The organism is Gemmatimonadota bacterium, from assembly GCA_026387915.1.
Classification (GTDB): domain Bacteria; phylum Gemmatimonadota; class Gemmatimonadetes; order Gemmatimonadales; family Gemmatimonadaceae; genus Fen-1231.
Window position 1 is genome coordinate 93,308 of sequence record JAPLKS010000020.1, and the last position, 18,900, is coordinate 112,207.

The 18,900-nt window shown below is 61.6% G+C and carries 16 protein-coding genes, 1 other RNA gene and 1 pseudogene; 10 read left to right on the plus strand and 8 right to left on the minus strand.

Features of this window, described 5'->3' with window-relative positions; all coding sequences use genetic code 11:
• Positions 1-19 precede the first annotated feature (19 nt).
• The 6 genes from NTZ43_13515 to NTZ43_13540 all read left to right on the plus strand — a co-directional run bounded on the left by NTZ43_13515 (position 20) and on the right by NTZ43_13540 (position 5,816).
• Positions 20-430, plus strand: a complete 411-nt coding sequence (locus NTZ43_13515; protein MCX5768233.1) for a polymer-forming cytoskeletal protein — start codon at positions 20-22, stop codon at positions 428-430.
• Between the two features lie 209 nt (positions 431-639).
• Complete coding sequence (locus tag NTZ43_13520; protein MCX5768234.1) at positions 640-1,527, plus strand: BMP family protein; 888 nt, start codon at positions 640-642, stop codon at positions 1,525-1,527.
• Positions 1,524-2,303, plus strand: coding sequence for a Nif3-like dinuclear metal center hexameric protein (locus tag NTZ43_13525; protein ID MCX5768235.1), 780 nt, complete (start codon positions 1,524-1,526; stop codon positions 2,301-2,303). The genes NTZ43_13520 and NTZ43_13525 overlap by 4 nt, the downstream gene beginning before the upstream one ends.
• The gene (locus tag NTZ43_13530) at positions 2,300-3,871 is read left to right on the plus strand and encodes an ATP-binding cassette domain-containing protein (GenBank protein MCX5768236.1); all 1,572 of its coding nucleotides are present in this window, start codon (positions 2,300-2,302) and stop codon (positions 3,869-3,871) included. The genes NTZ43_13525 and NTZ43_13530 overlap by 4 nt, the downstream gene beginning before the upstream one ends.
• On the plus strand, positions 3,868-4,911 hold the full coding sequence (locus tag NTZ43_13535) for an ABC transporter permease (GenBank protein ID MCX5768237.1): 1,044 nt from the start codon (positions 3,868-3,870) through the stop codon (positions 4,909-4,911). The genes NTZ43_13530 and NTZ43_13535 overlap by 4 nt, the downstream gene beginning before the upstream one ends.
• Positions 4,908-5,816, plus strand: coding sequence for an ABC transporter permease (locus tag NTZ43_13540; protein ID MCX5768238.1), 909 nt, complete (start codon positions 4,908-4,910; stop codon positions 5,814-5,816). Before NTZ43_13535 ends, NTZ43_13540 begins: the two co-directional genes overlap by 4 nt.
• 3 nt (positions 5,817-5,819) lie before the next feature.
• Here the strand turns inward: NTZ43_13540 and NTZ43_13545 are convergent, their stop codons facing one another.
• From NTZ43_13545 to NTZ43_13565, 5 genes and pseudogenes are all read right to left on the minus strand, one after another.
• Entirely contained in the window at positions 5,820-6,719 is a 900-nt protein-coding gene (locus NTZ43_13545; GenBank protein MCX5768239.1) for a hypothetical protein, read from the minus strand.
• 586 nt (positions 6,720-7,305) lie between these two features.
• Positions 7,306-7,404, minus strand: a pseudogene (locus tag NTZ43_13550) (prepilin-type N-terminal cleavage/methylation domain-containing protein).
• A gap of 246 nt (positions 7,405-7,650) precedes the next feature.
• Positions 7,651-10,581, minus strand: a complete 2,931-nt coding sequence (gene polA, locus NTZ43_13555; GenBank protein ID MCX5768240.1) for a DNA polymerase I — start codon at positions 10,579-10,581, stop codon at positions 7,651-7,653.
• Between the two features lie 91 nt (positions 10,582-10,672).
• On the minus strand, positions 10,673-11,152 hold the full coding sequence (locus NTZ43_13560) for a hypothetical protein (protein ID MCX5768241.1): 480 nt from the start codon (positions 11,150-11,152) through the stop codon (positions 10,673-10,675).
• A 107-nt stretch (positions 11,153-11,259) separates the two neighbouring features.
• The gene (locus NTZ43_13565; GenBank protein ID MCX5768242.1) at positions 11,260-12,669 is read right to left on the minus strand and encodes a GWxTD domain-containing protein; all 1,410 of its coding nucleotides are present in this window, start codon (positions 12,667-12,669) and stop codon (positions 11,260-11,262) included.
• Between the two features lie 108 nt (positions 12,670-12,777).
• Between NTZ43_13565 and NTZ43_13570 the strand changes: the two genes are divergently transcribed.
• The gene (locus NTZ43_13570; protein MCX5768243.1) at positions 12,778-13,692 is read left to right on the plus strand and encodes a serine/threonine-protein kinase; all 915 of its coding nucleotides are present in this window, start codon (positions 12,778-12,780) and stop codon (positions 13,690-13,692) included.
• Here the strand turns inward: NTZ43_13570 and NTZ43_13575 are convergent.
• Positions 13,652-14,719 carry a HAMP domain-containing sensor histidine kinase gene (locus NTZ43_13575; protein MCX5768244.1) on the minus strand — a complete coding sequence of 356 codons (1,068 nt, stop codon included), beginning with the start codon at positions 14,717-14,719 and terminating at the stop codon, positions 13,652-13,654. The genes NTZ43_13570 and NTZ43_13575 overlap by 41 nt on opposite strands.
• A gap of 70 nt (positions 14,720-14,789) precedes the next feature.
• Here NTZ43_13575 and pyrE point away from each other — a divergent pair, with 70 nt between their 5' ends.
• Complete coding sequence (gene pyrE, locus NTZ43_13580) at positions 14,790-15,359, plus strand: orotate phosphoribosyltransferase (protein ID MCX5768245.1); 570 nt, start codon at positions 14,790-14,792, stop codon at positions 15,357-15,359.
• Here the strand turns inward: pyrE and NTZ43_13585 are convergent.
• Positions 15,356-16,252 carry a helix-turn-helix domain-containing protein gene (locus tag NTZ43_13585; protein ID MCX5768246.1) on the minus strand — a complete coding sequence of 299 codons (897 nt, stop codon included), beginning with the start codon at positions 16,250-16,252 and terminating at the stop codon, positions 15,356-15,358. The two genes, pyrE and NTZ43_13585, sit on opposite strands and share 4 nt — an antisense overlap.
• Before the next feature lie 187 nt (positions 16,253-16,439).
• On the opposite strand from NTZ43_13585, the gene rnpB reads away from it, so the two are divergent.
• Both rnpB and NTZ43_13595 read left to right on the plus strand, forming a co-directional pair.
• An RNA gene (gene rnpB / locus NTZ43_13590) (RNase P RNA component class A) lies at positions 16,440-16,812 on the plus strand.
• 16 nt (positions 16,813-16,828) lie between these two features.
• The gene (locus NTZ43_13595) at positions 16,829-17,713 is read left to right on the plus strand and encodes a hypothetical protein (protein ID MCX5768247.1); all 885 of its coding nucleotides are present in this window, start codon (positions 16,829-16,831) and stop codon (positions 17,711-17,713) included.
• Between the two features lie 38 nt (positions 17,714-17,751).
• On the opposite strand, the gene dnaN is transcribed toward NTZ43_13595, so the two are convergent.
• A complete protein-coding gene (dnaN, locus tag NTZ43_13600) occupies positions 17,752-18,861 on the minus strand; it encodes a DNA polymerase III subunit beta (protein MCX5768248.1) in 1,110 nt (369 codons plus the stop codon).
• Positions 18,862-18,900: the final 39 nt, after the last annotated feature.

Below are 18,900 nucleotides of genomic sequence, written 5' to 3' on the forward strand. Positions count from 1 at the left end.
TTTCAAAGGGGATGTCGTGATGTTCGGAAAAGATGCTGCCGCACGACCGGAGTCCCGTGGTGCCGGCACCGAAGGCACACTTTCTATTCTGTCAGCCAGCGTTCGAATTGTCGGCAACCTTGAGACAACCGGAACGCTGAAGATCGATGGCAGGGTTGAAGGCTCTGTATCTGGAGCGCGGCAACTTATGCTGGGCCGAGGTGGTTCAATCCAGGGTGATGTCTCGGCAGAAGAGGTGGTGATTGGTGGAACGGTGGATGGTGGTGTACGGGCAGCCACGAGAATCGAACTGCAGGCCAGCGCGGTCGTGAACGGCGACATCGAAACGAAATCGATCGTGGTACTCGAGGGCGCGCGAATCAACGGAACCGTACGCATGACGGGTGTAGCGGCGCGAATCAGCACTCAGGTCGCGAAAGCAAACCAGTAGTGCCGAGCGTTCTCCGGGTGGCAGATATCCACAAACGTTCCTAAATAGCCTTCTGAAAACCGTATTTCAAACACTTGTTTCCGTCACCGGCGTAAAGACTTGTCAATACGAAGGATACAATGCTGAAATGTAGGAGTTTTGCTTCAGGTGTTCTGGCGCTCTTGGTTTTTGGTGGATGTGCCGGAACGGAGCGTAACGCCGCTTTTCGCGTGGCTCTCCTGACCCCCGGGCCCATTACCGATCAATCTTGGAACGGTGGGGCGTACGCGGGACTGATGCGGATCAAGGACAGTCTTGGCGCACAGGTCAGCCATATCCAGACCAAGACCCCTGCTGAGTTTGACGAAAATTTCCGGCAGTACGGCGCGGGCGGCTATTCCTTGGTATTCGGACACGGTTTTGAATTTCAAGAAGCCGCGGCACGCGTCAGTCCTGAATATCCGAATACCGTTTACGTGACGACCGGCGGCACGATCACGGGGAAAAACCTGGCCTCCATGTCGTTCTCGTTTGACGAGCCATCGTTTCTCGCCGGCATGATCGCCGCATCGGTCAGTAAGAGCGGCATCATTGGGTGCCTCGGCGGCACGGAGCTCCCGCCGGTAAAGGCCAGTTTTCTTGCGTTCACGGCGGGCGTACACGCCGTGAAGCCAAACGCCTCAGTCATTTCGGCGTTTATCGGAAATTGGGATGACGCCGCAGCCGGCAAGGAACAGGCGCTCGCACAGATCGGCAGGGGAGTGGACGTCATCTTTCAGAACGCCGATGCCGCAGGGCTCGGTGTGTTTCAGGCGGCCCGAGAGTCCAAGGGCGTGTATGTCGTTGGGTCTAACTCCAATCAAAACGAAGTGGCGCCCAGCGTGACACTCGGCAGTGTGGTCATCGACCTCCCGCATGCCTTCATCACGGTCGCCCGCGAAGTGAAAGCGAAAACATTCCAGCCGCGGGTCATTCAACTCGACACGCGAAGCGAAGTGGTGCGCTGGGTACCCAACCCTGCGACGGCGTCGCTGCTTTCGGCCAAGGCCGTCTCAATGATTGATTCCGTGCGCGCGATTATGCTCGCGGGCCATTTTGCTCTTCCGGTGAGCCGATGACACCGATCGCCCTGCGCACCATCACCGATCACCTCGACACACTCCTCGGCACGCACGACACGCCCGACTATGCGCCGGCGCTGAATGGTGTACAGGTCGAGCATCGTGGTCCGGTCTCGCGCATTGCAGCCGCCGTCGACTGTTCAGAGCGAACCATTCGCGCGGCCGCTGCGGCGGGCGCGAATTTGTTGCTGGTGCATCACGGTCTTTTCTGGGGCGGGCTACGACCCATCACCGGGCCGATGCACACACGCCTGCGACTGCTTTTCGATCACGATATTGCGTTGTACGCCTCGCACTTACCGCTCGACGCGCACGAAACGTTTGGGAACTCCCGGTTGCTCGCCCAGGCCATTGGCCTTGAGCCGACCGCGCCGTTTGCGCGCTATCAAACGATTCATTGTGGTGTGAGCGGCGACTGTGCGCTTGCTACGACGGCGTTGCTTGATCGCGTTCGGCAGTTCTCCGCGCTGCACGGTGGCGATGCCATTGCAAGCCTCTTTGCAGCTGGCCGCCAAACTGCCCGCTGGGCGATCTGCTCCGGTGCAGGAGCGAATGCCGACACGATGGCAGAAGCGGCGGCGCGGGGTATCGACACGTTGATCACTGGGGAAGGTCCGCATTGGAGCGCGGTGGACGCCGAGGAACGGGGGCTCGCGATTATCTACGCCGGTCACTACGCCACGGAAACGCTTGGGGTGCAGGCGCTCGCCGCGCATGCGTCGGCGCAATTCGGCCTTCCGTGGAGCTTCCTGCCAGCGCCCACCGGCCTGTGAGTGACGCCGCGCTGTCGCTGCGCGGAATTTCAAAGCGCTTCGGTCGAACGCTCGCGCTCGAGGGTGCAGCGTTGGAAGTGCGAGCTGGAACGATGCACGCACTGCTCGGTGAAAACGGCGCTGGAAAGAGCACGCTCATGCGCATTGCCTTTGGGGAACTGCGCGCCGATGATGGTGTGGTTGCGCTCTCCGGCACGAACCGCGTGTGGCGCAGTAGCGCGGACGCCATCGCCGCTGGCATTGGGATGGTGCACCAGCATTTCACCCTTGTTCCCGCGCTGACCGTTGCGGAGAACGTTGCGCTCGGTGATCGCGGGTTTTGGGGTGGCTACACTCCGGCACGGGCGGCGGCGCGCGTACGGGAGATCGGCGCACAAACGGGTTTGGTTCTCGAGCCGACTTCGTATGTATCCGATCTTCCGGTGGGTGCACAACAACGCCTGGAGATTGTGAAAGCGCTTGCCCGACATGCGCGCGTGCTCATTCTCGATGAACCAACGGCGGTGCTCTCACCGCGCGAAAGTGTGGAGCTCTACGACTGGTTGCGCCAGTTCGTCTCCGGTGGTGGAACGGGAATTTTGATCACCCACAAATTGCGCGAGGCGCTGGCGCTGGCGGATGATGTCACGGTGTTGCGTCACGGCCGCACGGTGCTGCAGTCGGTTGTTCGTGATGTCACCGAAGAGTCCGTTGTGGCGGCCCTCCTCGGTGAATCGCGCGGTGAATCGCGCGGTGAATCGCGCGGTGAATCGCGCGGTGAATCGCGCGGTGAATCGCGCGGTCAATCGCGCGGTCAATCGCGCGGTCAATCGCGCGGGGACTCACACGGTGAATCGCGCGGGGCGCGCGTCGGGTCGGTGCTTGAGTCTCCGCAGGTGCTGCGGACCGACGCGCCGGTTGTCGCGCTGCGTGACGTCAGTACGGTTGATCCGAACGGGGTGTCGCGACTTCGCGACGCCACGGTTGTGGTGAGTGCAGGAGAGGTGCTCGGCGTGGCGGGCATCGAAGGGGCCGGCCAGTTTGAATTGCTCCGTCTTCTGGCGGGCCGTCGTGCGCCGTCGACTGGCACGGTCACATTGCCAAAACGGATTGGTTTTGTTCCAGAAGATCGGCTGCGTGACGCCATTGTGCCCACGATGTCGCCTGCTGAAAATGTGGCGCTGCGCAACGCCAATCAATTTCACGGCCATATGCCGTGGCGCCAACTCTCCGCAGAGGCCTCCGCTATTTTTTCTGAGTACGATGTGCGGCCGACCGACAGTGAGACGCTTGGAGCGTTGTCTGGTGGAAACCAGCAGAAGTTCGTGATGGGGCGCGAACTCCGAGGATCGCCGGAGCTTCTGGTGTTGGAAAATCCCACACGCGGTCTGGATATTCGGGCTGCTGAGTTCGTCCTGGATCGCATTCGGTCGGCGCGCGCCTCCGGTTGCGCGGTGGTCGTATACTCAAGCGATCTCGACGAACTCCTCACACTCGTCGACCGCATGGTCGTGTGTCACGCGGGTTATGTGCGAGAGGTTCCGGCGGATATGGAAGCGATCGGCCGTGCGATGGTTGGGATCGCGTGAGCCGCGCGCGCGCATGGCGTGAGGTCCTGCCGGTGATGGCTATTCCTGGCGCGCTGTTGCTGGTTGCGCTCGCGGTACTCTCGAGCGCGGGCGCTGATCTGCGCACAACGCTTTCCGCCCTCTGGTTTGGCTCTCTCGGGAGCCCGTACGCGTTGCTCTCGGCGACGCTCGTACGAGCCACTCCGTTGATCCTGCTCGGCTTGTCGGTGACACTCGCCTTTCGTGCCGGTGTTTTGAATATTGGCGCGGAAGGTCAGTTTATCGCTGGTGCAAGCGCCGGTGGCGCGGTGGCGCTTGCAACTGCTCCGGTGCTTCCGGGATACCTCTCCCTCCTACTGGCCCTGTGTGCCGGCATTTTCGCCGGCGGCGTGTGGGCCGCGGTCGCTGCTGAGCTCAAGCGACGGTTTGGTGTGCTCGAGGTGATTAGCACGCTGATGTTGAATTTCGTGGCCCTGTATGGCGTGAGTTATCTCGTGCACGGACCGCTGCAGGAGCCAACGCGTGCGTATCCGCAGTCGGCCACACTGCCGCTGGCTGTGCGGCTTCCCTTTGTGATTGATGGCCAGCGGCTGCATCTCGGGTTCATCTTTGCCGTACTGCTTGGTCTTGCGTTGTGGTATATCTTCGCGCGCACGGCGGCAGGGTTTCGCATCCGCATTACAGGAGCGGGGGCGGCGGCAGCGGCCAGTGCGGGGGCGGTCGACACCGCACGCGTATCGTTTCTTGCGTTTATCGCGAGTGGTGCCATTGCCGGCGCTGCTGGTGCCGTGGAAGTCACGGGAGTCACGTATACGTTGTTCGAGCGAATCTCTCCGGGGTACGGGTACAGCGCGATTGCGGTCGCACTACTGGCGCGACTGCACCCCACCGCAGTGATTGGAGCCGGGATTTTCTTTGGCGCTCTAGAAGCGGGCGCGTCGGCCATGCAACGCGATGCCGGTGTTCCCTCTCAATTTGCCGCGATTATTGAGGCGCTCGTTATTCTCGGTGTGTTGGCGATTGATCGCTTACAGGCGCGCCGACGGGGTATGACCCTGTGAACACAACCAGCGCTTTCGCCGAAGCCGTCGTGCGTGTGGCCACGCCGTTGGCGTATGCGGCGCTCGGTGAACTTGTTGTGGAGCGCTCGGGGATCATCAACATTGGCCTTGAGGGGTCCATCATTGCTGGTGCCTATGGGGCACTCGTCTTCGCCGGACACGGTGGCGCCGTGTTCGGTGTGGCGGGCGGGCTCTTGGCTGGTGTGTTGTTGGCGGTTCTTTTTGCGGTCTTTGTGTTGGTGTTTCGCGCGGACCAAATTATTACTGGCACGGCCATCAGTATTTTGGCGCTCGGAGTGACGGGTGCCCTGTATCAAACCATGTACGGCAGTGTCGGTGTCGCACTCACCACGCCAACCTTTGCGCCGTTCGCCGTTCCCGGGTTGTCCTCGTTACCTGTTGTTGGACGAGCGTTGTTTGCCCAGCCGGTGATGACTTACCCGCTGTATTTTTTGTTTCCGTTGCTTGCGTGGTGGATGTATCGAACCGCCGCTGGCCTTGCTCTCCGCGCGGTTGGTGAAAAACCTTTCGCAGCCACGGCAGCGGGGGTTTCGGTGTCCCGTGTCCGATGGCTCGCCCTCTTGTTTGGTGGTGCAATGGGTGGCCTCAGCGGCGCCACGCTCGTTCTCGCGCAGGCGGGGACGTTTCTTGAGGGCATGTCGGCGGGGCGAGGATTCATTGCCATCGCGATCGTAGCGCTTGGGCGGTGGACCCCGCTCGGCGTCGCTGGCGCTGTGTTGCTCTTTGGTGCCGCCGGAGCGCTCCAGTTTCTCGCGCAAGCCATGGCGTGGCCTATTCCGTACTCTGTGTCACTCGCCACGCCGTACGTCTTTACGTTAGTGGTGTTGGCCGTCACGCGCGGACGGGCGGTGGCTCCAGCGGCGCTGGGTGCGCGCGAAGACTAAATGTCAGCGCACGCAGGGAAGGGAGTGTGTTGTCCAGCGCAGTCGCCAGTCGCCCTGCGACAGGCGCTCGACAAACTCAATGTGCGGCCCCCGATCCGTTTCTCGCACAAAGACAAATGTCGGGCGCCCGTCGGCTAACACGAGCGCCGCGAGAAGATCGGCCCCACTCACCGTTTCCTCAGGCCCCGCATCTCGACGGGTAAACACCGTCCGCCATGACGCGGTGCTCTTGGCTGTCCCCTCAGATTCTGCCAACAGCGTCACCACATCCGCCCGTGGATTGGATTCGACATTCAGTGCACGGGTGGCGATCGCCGCAATCACCGTTGTACCGCTCGGGAGCTGCACTTGCCACGCATCCCGCACTGTCACGGGAAGTCCACGAAAGGGCGCCGAGGTAGAGTCGTCGGGCAGAGCACTCACCAGTTTGTTGATGCGTACGATCAAGGCGCTTGAATCTTTGGGCGCGAGATCTCCCACGGCGGTAATGCCAAGTGCGGTCGCCGTTCCCGGAGCGAGCGCGAGTGACCACACGGTCGGCGAGTCGGCTTGCGGCCCGTGAATCAACTGCGTTTGCCGAAGCCAGCTGCAGCCGCCAATCGGCGACCCCACGCGCAATGTCCCGGTGGCCGCGCGCTCGTCGTGAGAGAATAGGTCCACCACCATTTCTGTACCGGCCGCAGTGTCGCGAACGAATGCCAATGTTTGCGTGCCATCAATGGCAGGAGTCGCCACGAGTGCGCCCAGCGCATCATCCCAAACGCGGGTCGCCATCGGCGACACGGCACTACTCGTGCTCGTGATCGCAGACGGACTCACCGCTGGTGTTTGGGGGGTGATGCTGGGGTTCTTGCTGTCCGCACAGGCAGCAGCAAATAACAAAAGGACGACCGCGCGATTCATCGTGTGTCCGTGACGGGTGGGAGCCAGGGACCAACAAGATCCCAATGCCAAGCGTCGCGGCGCTCTTCGGTCCGAGGGTCTCGGAGCGGTTTGAACTGCAGTCGTACCGGGTTCAATCCGCGCGAGATGCCGTAGCGGACGAGCGCGCTGTGGTCTGATGACACGAGGTGCGCCATTGGACGACCCATCCAGATGTGGCGATGCAACCAAAGACCGCCCGACATCGCGTGTATCATCCCCTCTCGGCGGTTCTTGAACTCACGCCATTCTGGGGCTGGCGACGCATCGGGCAGCTGCCGGCTTACTGGCAGCCGATCAACCCTTCGACGGTGGCGGGCGCCTGTGCAGCCACGTTGCCGAAGTAAATCGCACAGGTGTAGGGAAAGGACGCGGGGTGCGTGGCCTTTGCGGCCCACCCAGAGCTCGTGGCGTTGGTGATCGTGAGCACGACGCCCGGAGATGTTTGAAAAGTCAGACTGCTCGAGGTCGACGTGTAGACGTCGTTGTCGTAGAAGTAGGCTTCTTCGGCCGCCGATAAATTGCGCAAATCAGACTTCAGGGCAGCAGCATTGGCTTTGCCCTTGGTGTTCTGAAATTTCGGGATCGCGATCGCGGCAAGAATGCCGATGATCACAACCACGATCAGCAGTTCGATCAGCGTGAACCCGCGCTTCTGAGCACCCATACGCATCCGGTCAACGGTAACGCGAGAGAAGGGTCAGAACAGCCCCCACGATCCCAAGACGGTTGAAAGGGCCGCCTGGTTACTGTTCTTCTATAACGGCAAGCTCAAGGCCGCAGTACATATTGTGACATAAACGTAAACACCGCAACAGGTTGCCTGGCAAGTGGATCGGTTTCACGTGCGCCTGCTGGCTGTCGTTTCGCACAATTCATCGCACTCTGCAAGACGGTGGACCCCCCTGAAGCGCTAGCGTTTTGTCTCCAGCCAGTTGGGGCCCGTCCCAATATCCACCACCAATGGCACGTCGAGCGCGACGGCGGTCGTCATTTCGTGCTCAACGAGGGTCCGTAGGGTTTCAAGCTCATCACTGGGACACTCGAACACCAATTCGTCGTGCACCTGCAGCAACATCCGGCCAGTCAGCTTCGCGGCGATCAGGGCGTGGTGGATGCGAATCATCGCCACCTTGATGAGGTCGGCCGCCGATCCCTGAATCGGAGAGTTCTGGGCCGTACGCTCGCCAAAGGCCCTGATGTTGAAATTGCGGTCCTGAAGCTCGGGGATATAACGCCGCCGTTTAAAGATTGTCTCGACGTACCCCCGCGCCTTGGCCTGGGTGACCGTATCGTCGAGAAATTTCCGAATCCCAGCAAACCGCTCGAAGTACGTCTCAATGAACGCCTTGGCTTCTGCGTTCTCGACTTTCAACTGCCGAGAGAGTGCGAACGCGCCTTGGCCATAAATCGTCGCGAAATTAATTGTCTTGGCGCGCGCGCGCATTTCCGATGTGACCGAGTCGAGCGGCACCCCAAAAATGATTGCGCCGGTTTGCCGGTGGATATCGCCTCCGGCGTTGAAGGCCTCGACGAACGCCGGGTCGTGCGAAAGATGTGCCAGCAGTCGGAGTTCAATCTGTGAATAATCCGCGGCAAGCATTGTCCAACCAGGAACCGGGATAAACCCTTTGCGAATCTCTTTGCCGAGTTGCCGGCGGATGGGAATATTCTGCAGGTTCGGATCACTCGACGCGAGGCGCCCCGTGCTCGCCACCGTTTGACTGTAGGACGTATGCAGCCGACCGTCCCTGGGGTTCACGAGCGCCGGCAGCGTATCGAGGTATGTGCTTTCGAGTTTTGCCAGCTCGCGGTACTCCATCATCAGTGCGGGCAACACGTGGCCTTCGTCCGCGAGTTCCTGGAGAACTGATGCGTCGGTGCTCGGGCCCGTTGTGGTTTTTTTCCGAACCGGAAGACCGAGTTTTCCGAAGAGAATAACGCCGAGCTGCTTATTGGAGTTGATGTTGAACTCTTCGCCGGATGCGGCGTAAATCTGCTGCTCTACCGCTTCGCGTTCTTTCGCGAAGCGCGTTTTGAGCGAATGAAACCACGGCACATCGATCGCGATCCCGTGCCATTCCATTTCGGCGAGCACTTCAATAAGCGGCAGCTCCACATCCCGCATCAGGGGAGTGGCTTCGACCGTGTCGAGCCGCGGTTCGAGCAGCATGCGAAGCCGGAGCGCAATGTCGGCATCGGCACACGAATACTCCGCTGCCGTCGCGACCGGGACTTCGTCGAAGGGGATTTGTGTTTTGCCTTTGCCGGTGAGTTCGTCGAACCCTGTCATGGGGATTTGCAGAAACTCGATTGCTAGTGCGTCGATGGCATTGGAGCGACGGCCTGGATCTAGCACATAGCTGGCCAGCATCGAATCAAAATCAAGTCCGCCCACCGTGACGCCGGTGCGGCGCAATACCAAGAGATCGTATTTCGCGTTGTGTGCCGTCTTGCGCACCGAGACATCGGCGAGGAGGGCCCGAAGCGGCGCCATCTCGTCGCCGAGCAACGATGGAAGATTTTGGGCTGGCGCAGCGCCTTCGGCGATCGCTCGGGCGGCAATACTGGAGCCCGCCGCCGTGGCGCTCTTGGGAGATGCCCCAAGCGCGAGGTCGCCTTGCGAGGACGCGCGGTCGCGATGCGCGAATGGCAAATAATAGGATTCGCCTGGTGCCACCGCGACAGACAACCCCACGAGGTTCGCACGGAGCGGGGTGATGATGGGTGGCGCACCAGCGTCGAGCACGGTTTCCGTATCGATGGCGATGAACGGAACCTGGCGGGCCCGTGCGATGAGTTCGTGCACCCCAGCCACGGTGTCGATCACGCGATACCGCTTCTCTACCTGAGGCGGTGGTGGCTCGGTCGCTGCTGACGCACCCGCCGGACGGTCTCCGGTATCAGCAACAGCGGTGGCCGTGGTCGTCGCTGGCGCGCCCGCCTGCACGGCCGCATCCTGTGCGGCGCCGCGAAACTCGAGTTCCACAAATAGTTCACGGAGACGATTCCAGTCGGGCGTCGACAGGGCAAGCGCCTCGAGGTCGAGTGTCATCGCCAAATCGTCTCTAATTGTTACTAATTCTTTCGACAACACGCCGTTGGCACCGAACTCTTTGAGCGCATTACGGGCGCGGGTCGGTTCCACTTCTTCCGTGTGCGCGAGAATCGCTTCGAGCGGTCCCCATTTCTCGATCAACGCGTGGGCGCCTTTTTCTCCAATCCCTTTGACGCCCGGCACGTTATCGGAACTATCGCCGAGGAGCGCGAGATAGTCCGTCACCAGGTGGGGTGGCACCCCAAGCCGTTCGGCGGCGTTCGCGAGGTCGTACCATTTCTCGCTCGTGAAACCAGGACGCCCGTGCCATGGATTCAAGATCCAAATGTGTTCGTCGATCAGTTGTACGAAATCTTTGTCGCCGGACACCACGACCGTATTGAGACCGCGCGCCGCCGCCTGCCGCGCAAGTGTGCCAATGACGTCGTCGGCTTCGTAATGCTCGAGCGACAGCACGGGAACGTGATACGCTTCGAGAATCTGCGTAATCCGCTCGACACCGGTGTCAAAATCGGCCTGCATGGCCGGCTCAAGTCGTTCGCGGGTGGCTTTGTAGGCGGGGTAGCGCTCGTGCCGAAACGAAAGGCCCGCATCGTGGACCCACCCGAGATATTCGGGTTTGTGTTTTTCGATGAGGCGTTTGAGAAAATCACTCGCCCCGCGCGCAATCGACGTGTTTTCACCGCGACTGTTGAGGAGCGGTTGTGCGCCGAGCGCAAAGAACGAGCGATAGATGAGCGCGTAGCCGTCGATGAGAAACAGACGGGGACCGGTGGGTGCAGACATAGATGGAAGTTGGTCGCCGCGGCGGTTCTTGACCACCCACCTGCCACAGGAGTGCGCGCTTGTAGCGGGGGAGATCGGCGTGTTCGCTGTCTCAGGACAGCAGAATGAACGAAGCGGCAGCGGCCGTGGCGATGACCGCGTTGTCGTCTAGTCGCCCAGAGGCTCGTTCGGCGGCGGCGGCCGAGAGACCGACCAAGAGCCCGGTCACAGGGGAAACGCCCGTCAGGGCGACGACTCCGACGGCACTCACCACAAGCAGTGTGGTCGAACCGGCGATCGAACGGCCCTGTGGTGGGACGCCTCGCCAAGTTCGCCACGCGACGCCACTGATCGCAGCGGCAGCATCGCCAGCCGTGGCTGCCCACAGGGCCGCTACGGCTGCGGGGCGGGGAAGCACGGCTACGGCAGCAACGCAGGCGACCGCCAACCAGGTGGCGCCAGTCAGGCGCTCGTGTTCAAATGGCCTGAGGAGCGAACCGAACACACGACGGAAGGCTTCGCGGCTCGGCGCGTGTACCCGTCGCGCCCCTTCCACCAAGAGGGCAACCCCACAGGTCGAACCCAGTAGCACCAAGAGATGCGCACGGGAAACCCCGAGCGCGTACGCGACGGGCACCGCGCACGTCGCGAAGTGCAGGGCTTTGCGCGCAAGCTCGCGCCAGAGCGGCGCTAGCGGCGCTATTGCACGCGCCGGCGCCACGCCGCGGTAAACTCGAGTTCGCTGCTATTCGTCAGGCGCCACCGTCCAAAGCCACTCTGGTCATAGAATGTCAACTGCACGTTGAGGCCTCGATACTCCCAGATTTGCGTTCGCCCGCGCTGGCCCATGTCACCAGCTCTCGGTTGTTGCTCAAACACGGCATCTGGGTCGCCCAATCCGAGTAAGACCTTCCCGCGGTCGGTCTTCCAACCGGGAGATCCTTCTTCGTGGAACCGGGTGTTCGCGTCGAGCAAGCGACGGAAGTACTCGCGCAATGGGTCATTTCCAGCCACGGCCGAAGCGCTGGTTTTGAGGAAGGCCGCCCAGGCCCCCGCCCGCATCTCAGGAGCCGTATCGCGAAGCGCCTTGAGTCGAACGGGATTCGCAAACCACCGCAGATAGTCGACCATGTCCTGATAGGACGCGACCGGCAGATCATCGCCGAACGAAATGAATACAACCGCCTTTACGCTGTCCGCCGTTCCGAGGCGCGAAAACGCGACCGTTGCCGGGCCGATGCCGACGCGGGACACGGCGAGATACACGACGCCACTGTACAGCGAGCCGCGGCGGGGAAGAGAGAGGGTGTCCGAAAAAAGGCGCGAGCCGCGATCCGCTGTCACTGTCACGTTCAACGGGAGGCGTGCTTGCGTTCCGTTGTCATACGCTTCGACGTAAACGCCCACAACACTGTCGCGCCCAAAGACGGCCGCCGACTGCGGGTTGGCAACGAGCCGAGGCAGTGAATCCACTGAAATGCGGGGCGATACGCGCGTGAAGGCGATGGGGGTTGAGATCGTGCCCGCTCCCACACCGAGTGTTGGGACAATCAGTGCGACGTCCTCAGTGGCCGAGCGAGAGCTTCCATCATCGCGAACCGTCACACTCAGCGTGTAGCGCCCAGGTTTTACCGTGAGCAAATCCTGATAGATGATGCTTTCATCGATACGGGATGTCTCCTTGTAGCTCGCGACCAACACAGATTCGTGCGCTTCACTCTGCGCGACTGTTGCGCCACCGTCCTTGATGAAAATGCTGATGCTGTAGCCGGCGCGAAAACGATCGTTTTCGCGGGCAAAGGTGAGCGCGGCATTGGTCATCGAGACGGCGAACAGCGCGTGTGTGGAGTCTTTACTGGGTGCGGCAAGAAAGGAAATGGTGCCGATAAATGGCATCGGCGCGCCACGAGCAAGGAATCCCATGTCCTGATACAGCTTGGCCTGATCAAACTCAGGACCGGCCGGTGTGACGCGGCGCGCGCCAGCGTCTGGCGCAGCTGACGGAGCTGGGCCGCGCCCTGGAGCGCTCGCTGGAGTCGCTCCGCGGCAGGCAGAGAGAATCAGAATGGTTGCCGTAAAGGCAACTGCGCGGCCGGCCTGTGTTGGCATTATTGCGTCCCTTAAAGTGTCGTTGGCCCCGCTCAATCTTACACGTACCCGAAAGTCGCTCGGGCGTTTCGCTTGCCAGTCTCCGCACCGCCAGTTAGGTTCGCCCGCGTGGCTCGTGATCCCCTTGTAGGCACAACATTGGCAGGCTATGCCCTTCTCGACCGCGTCGGTGAGGGGGGCACGGCCACGGTATACCGTGCCACTCACCCAACGTTTGGTGAGTGCGCCGTCAAAGTTTTACGCGAGCGGCTTCGTCAAGATAAGACCGCGGTCGCCCGTTTTCTCCGCGAGGCCTCATACGGCACCCGCGTCCAACACCAAAATGTGGTACGAACGCTCGAAACTGGACAGTCCGCCGAAGGACTTCACTTTCTGGCCATTGAATGGGCTCCGGGCGAGATCCTTGAGGGATACGCCAAGCGACACGCCCCGCTTCCGGCCGACGAAGTATCGGCGATCATCCTTCAGATCGCCGATGCCGTGTACGCCGCTCACAGTAGCGGCATTGTCCATCGGGACTTAAAGCCCGAAAATCTCATGTATGACCCGGCAACCCGCATCGTCAAGTTGCTGGATTTTGGTATTGCCACTTCCACAGACGCAACGGCAGACGACCGCCTGACGCGTGCGGGATTTTTTGTCGGCACCCTGATGTACGTCGCACCCGAAGCGTTGTCCGGAGAAGTGGTCACACCTGCTGCCGACCAATACAGCCTCGCGACGATCGCCTATCTGCTGCTGACTGGCACCCTGCCGTACACCGCCAAGACGCCGCGCGAGATGTTCACGCAACTGCTCTCTCAGCCGCCGATTGCGCTCAATAAGGCCAAGCCAGGCGTCCAGTTCTCGCCGGTGGTTGAGCAGACCGTTATGCGTGGACTCGAGAAGGCGCCCGCGGATCGCTTTGCCGACGTTCTGGCGTTTGCCAAGGCCCTCGAACTTTCTCTCGCCGATGGCGGGAAGGCTGAGGACGGTGGGGGCTTTATGACGCGGATGAAGGGCTTGTTTCGGGGAAAGAACTAGTCTGTTTTTCCGGTGGCGGTGAGTCGGCAGGCACCCACAGCGTGAAGACCGTTCCTTTACCGAGCTGACTCTCGAGGGTGATATCCCCGTCGAGCAGTCGGGCTAGGCGCCGTGAGATTGAAAGGCCAAGCCCCGTTCCGCGCCGCATCGAATCGCCGCGCGGCCCCGCATTCACTTGCTCAAACTCTTCGAACACCCGTTCCAGGTCCTTCTCGTCGATCCCTGGGCCCGTGTCGATGACCTGCAGCGCCACCCAGTTCCCGCCCGCCGCTAACAGCGGACGAGCGTGGGCCGCGGCCGCGAACGTTGTCACCTGCCCTTCCAGCACGAAGGCCGCGCGCATCGTGATACTTCCTTCGGCTGTGAATTTTATGGCATTGCCAAGAAGGTTCACGAGAATCTGCCGCAGGTGCGTTGGGTCGGTGGCGATGCGCGGAAGTGTGGACGGCACCGCAATAGAAAACGCGAGCCCTTTCTTTGTAATCAGTGGCTCCACTTCAGCGGCCACGTCGATGACAAACGGGCGAAGCTTGATGAGTTCGCGATGCACATCGAGGCGGCCGGCCGCCATTTTGGCGAGATCCAGCACCTGCTCCACAAGCTCGCGCAGATGATTGGCCGACGACTCAATGCGCTCGACGGGGCCCGTCTGACGCGCACTGAGCTCTCCATACGCGCCCTCGCGTAAGAGGTCCACGAACCCGACGATGGCCGCCAGCGGCGTGCGAAGCTCATGCGAGACGTTCGCGAGGAATTCGGATTTGGCCCGATTCGCGCGATACAGTTCCGCAGAAAGTTGCTCCAGTTCGGCTGATCGCTCCGCGATACTGCGGGCCTGTCGGCGCTCGAACACCAGCCCCACAAGAATGGCGATCACGGCCACCAGGAGGGTGGCCCATAACGCCAAGCGCATCGGCCAGCCTGCCTGCCGCACGTAGCGGTCCGCGATCACCAATACGATGAAGACGCTGACAAACACCGTGCCTAGGGCGACCGTAGAAGCGCGCAACCGAAACCGCAGACTCACCTCAACTCCTCCCGGCAATAATTCGTCGACACATTGACGCGCCCCTCGTCCGCTCCTTACTTCCTGCACCATGACGCCTCACGAACAACTCCTCGCCTTCCTCGCCGAACGCTCGGCGCGCCGCGGCAACTTCACGCTGGCCTCCGGACGCCAGTCGTCGTTGTATATCGACGCACGCCTGACCACGATGAGCCCGGATGGCCTCGCCACGATTGGCCCCCTGGCACTCGCCGCCATTCATGATGCGGGGTGGTCACCAGACTCTGTTGGTGGCTTAACCCTTGGTGCCGATCCTGTGAGCTACGCGATTGCGTATGCGAGCGCCCTCGCGGGAGCTCCGATCCGTGCGTTCACGGTTCGGAAGGAAGCGAAAGCACACGGTACAGGCAAGCTCATTGAAGGGCCGTTCCAGCCGACCGACCGCGTGGTGGTCATTGAGGATGTTATCACGACGGGCGGATCGGCGCTCAAGGCCATCGCCGCCGTGCGAGCTGCCGGCGCGACGGTCCTCGGCGTGCTCGCCGTTGTGGACCGGGAAGAGGGGGGGCGTGAGGCTATTGCCGCCTCGGGGGTGACGGCCATTGCCTTGGCGGGCGCGGCTGAAATCATCGCGCGCATGCCAGAAACCTCAGGGTCCTAAGCGGCGGCGGAAATAGTACCGGGAACGGCGACCGCCCGCACCGTCGCCCGCACCGCGAGTGGTCGCAAGGTTTGGAGCCGATCCAGATACGGCAGCACGAGGTCGGCGCGAAATCGTTCCGACATCGCATCTCCCGTATAGCGCGCGCGAAACTCACTGGCGGTGAGATGTAACAGCGTACGAACGTGCCGTCCAAAGCTTTGGGGTGACGAATAGTCGAGATGGTTGGCGACATCGGCAACCGAGAGTCCGGTGTTCTCGAATAAGCGCGCCGCGCGAATCAGTCGCGTATACGCGAGATAGCGCTTGGGTGCCGGCAGCCGCGCTCGAAAGAATCGACTCATGAGGGTTGACGGCAAAACACCGAGACTGCTCGCGAGTTGACGAACGGTCGACAGTTGCGCGCCAGCCGCGAACAACGACTCGAAAAATCGCCAGCAATCTCCAGGCACCCCCGCGAGATCCTCGCGCAGCAGCGCGAGTGTTGCCCGGTCGACGTCGCGCGACGCTTCTGCTCCGAGCAACTCCCGAAGCTGTGCCCATCCTGCGGGTTCCCGTGCATCCACGAGCGAACGCACGCCGCAGTTTCCCATCGCAAGAATCGCCTCCGCGTTGCGCTGACCCGTGTTCGATGACAGCAGCGCGACGGCAGGGATGCGTGGAAATTCTCGCACCATCGCTTCTACACGCGCGGGCTCCTCGTGCACACATCGCGCGACGGACAGGAGGACGGCACTCACACGTCGCTCTCGCAGATCCCGCACAATCTCATCAACGCGCTCGCGATGGATGGTGCGATAGAGGCCGGCGCCGGCAGCGTCAACGCGCGAACGTTCGTGCGGCTCCAGCATCGTTGCAACCGGAGCCATGTGTGGTGAGGCGCGGTGTGTCATGGTGTTCCCTCCAGGGTGGGGTGGGTGGGGGTCGCGCCAACGGTTCATGCGCCTCGTCACCCTCCTGTCACCCCCACGCCCCGCCAGACGCTTGGGTGTCACTCTGCCCTTTTTTGCGCCCCTGCGCGTGCTTTGCACTGTCTCCTGTGCAGACCGTCCCCAGAGCGACTACCTTACAGACGGGGATTCCCTCGGCCGGACGGTCGCGTCGCAGAGGTTGGATTTCTGCGCCGAGGAAAGTCCGGGCTCCATGGACACGTTGCCAGGTAACGCCTGGGCACCTCGTGAGAGGTGACGGACAGTGCCACAGAAAATAGACCGCCCACTTCGGTGGGTAAGGGTGAAACGGTGGGGTAAGAGCCCACCGCGTTCGTGGTAACACGGACGGCACGGCAAACCCCAGCGGGAGCAAGGCCGAATAGGCGGCGAGCAGCAGTCCTCTGCGATCCAGACGCCGCGGGTAGGCTGCTAGAGGGTACGGGCGACCGTACTCCGAGAGAAATGACCGTACGGCGTTGATTTGACGCTGACAGAACCCGGCTTACAGGCCGAGGGATTCACCCCACCTCGTTTTTTATGCGCGCGCCTTCACTCATCCGCTCGCTCGTCAGCGCTTTGGTGCTCGTAGGTGTTGCTGGTGTCAGCGCCTGCCGTCCGCCCGTTCCGGAACAAGTCCTTCATCCGTCCATGCCTACGCCGGCGGGACCGCTGCTCGGCGCGCGCGCGGAGTGGTGGGTTCCGCGCTCTTCGGGTGACTCGATGACGTTCGTGATTGACGCGATGTCGTCTCTGCAGGTGGCCCAAGACACGACGGTGCGAACCGACAGTACTTCGGCACACACCGAGCTGTTGTGGCGCGGCGTCACGTCTGGTCGGTTTAGTGGCCGGGTCGGTGTCTTTGTGACGCGAACAGGCAACACGTCCACTCCGGTTTCTCCCAACACGCTCCCGCTCGCCTTTTCTGGCGACGCACGAACGTCAGGGAGTGTTCTGCTTTCTTCACCGACCCCAAGCTGCGCGGCGCCCGCACCTGCGGCTGCCGTGGCCGCCGCGATCTACAGCACGCGAGATCTCTGGTTTCGCCTTCCCGATACGTTGCGCGTTGGCACGGTGTGGCAAGACACGGCCACGATGGTACAGTGTCGCGACGGAATTCCGCTGCACCTGAGCGCGGTTCGCTCGTACCGCGTCGCACGAACCGAGGACACCGATGACGGGGTGGTCGTGGTCATCACGCGCGGCCAGCACCTCACACTCAGTGGCCGTGGCGACCAGTGGGGCGAGGCGGTCTCTGCCGAGGGCGCGGGAGATTCACAGATGAGCTTGCGTGTCTCCGCGAGCACGGGCGCGTTGCTCACGGCAGAGGGGACTGGAGTCCTTGAGCTGCGGTTCGGCGGCACGCGTCGCATGCAACGCGTGCGCCAGACCACCATGACTCGGATTCGTCGTGCGCTAAAATAGTATCACTGTGATACTATTTCGCCCTTTGTCCTGTGTGGTTAGTCCACCAGGCGCAGCGGCATCAACAGACAGAGGTATTTGGTGGGATCGGACCAGCCTTCCGGTTCGATCGTCGCCGCACGCTCTGGTGCCTTGAAGGTCATGCGCACTTCATCCGTCGGCATATAGCGGAGAATCTCAAGCAGATAGGCCGCGTTGAAGCCGATGTCGAGCGGATCTCCAACAAACCGTACGGGCATTTCGTCTTGGGCGTCGCCAAGGTCCGGTGTGCTCACACTGAACTTCACCATCGCGGCGTTGAACGAGAGGCGAATTCGGTGTGTTTGGTCGGACGCCACGACGGACATTCGCTTCAGCGCGCTAGCAAACGCACTCTTGTCGAGAATGGCGTACTTGTCGTTGTCCTTGGGAATCACCTGATCATAGCTCGGGTACGGGCCTTCGATGAGGCGGGTGTACACGGCGGTGAACGGTGAACGGAAGCCGAGGTGATTTTCACCCTGCGCGACCTCGAGTTCCTCTTCTGCCGGAAAGAGGCGTCGGATCTGTTCGAGCGCTTTTGGCGGAATAATGAGATCGCTGGTTGTGCCGGCGGTCCGTCCCGGAACTTCCATTTTCGCCAAGCGATGTCCATTCGTGGCGACCATGCGCATGTACTCCGGGCGAAGCTCCCAGAGCACACCGTTGAGAATCGGTCGGCTCTCCTCGGTACTTGCTGCGAAGGCCGTGTGTTGAATGAGTTTTTGCAACTCACCAGACGGAATACGCATTGCCTTTTCGAAATGCACAGCCGGGAAGCTTGGAAACTCACTCTTTGGGAGTCCAAGCAACTTGAAGCGTGAGCGCCCACACTCGAGGGTGATGCGCTGGTCGCCGGTCGCCGAAATTTTGACTGGGGCCGGCGGAAGCTCGCGAGCGATCTCCGACAGCTTTCGCGCCGGAATCGTAATCGCTCCCGCTGCCTCGACGTCGGCGGTCACTTCCGTGCTTATGGCAATATCGAGATCGGTACCGGAAATCCGGATGCCTTTCTCGGTTGTCTGCACGAGCAAGTTCGCGAGAACCGGCAACGTGGTTTTGGAGGGGACCGCGGAGGCAACCGCGGCGAGCCCTTCCTGGAGTTTTTCCCGCGAAATTGTAAAGCGCATACGCGACCAAGTCCCTGAAAGTGTGGACACCGACTCGCT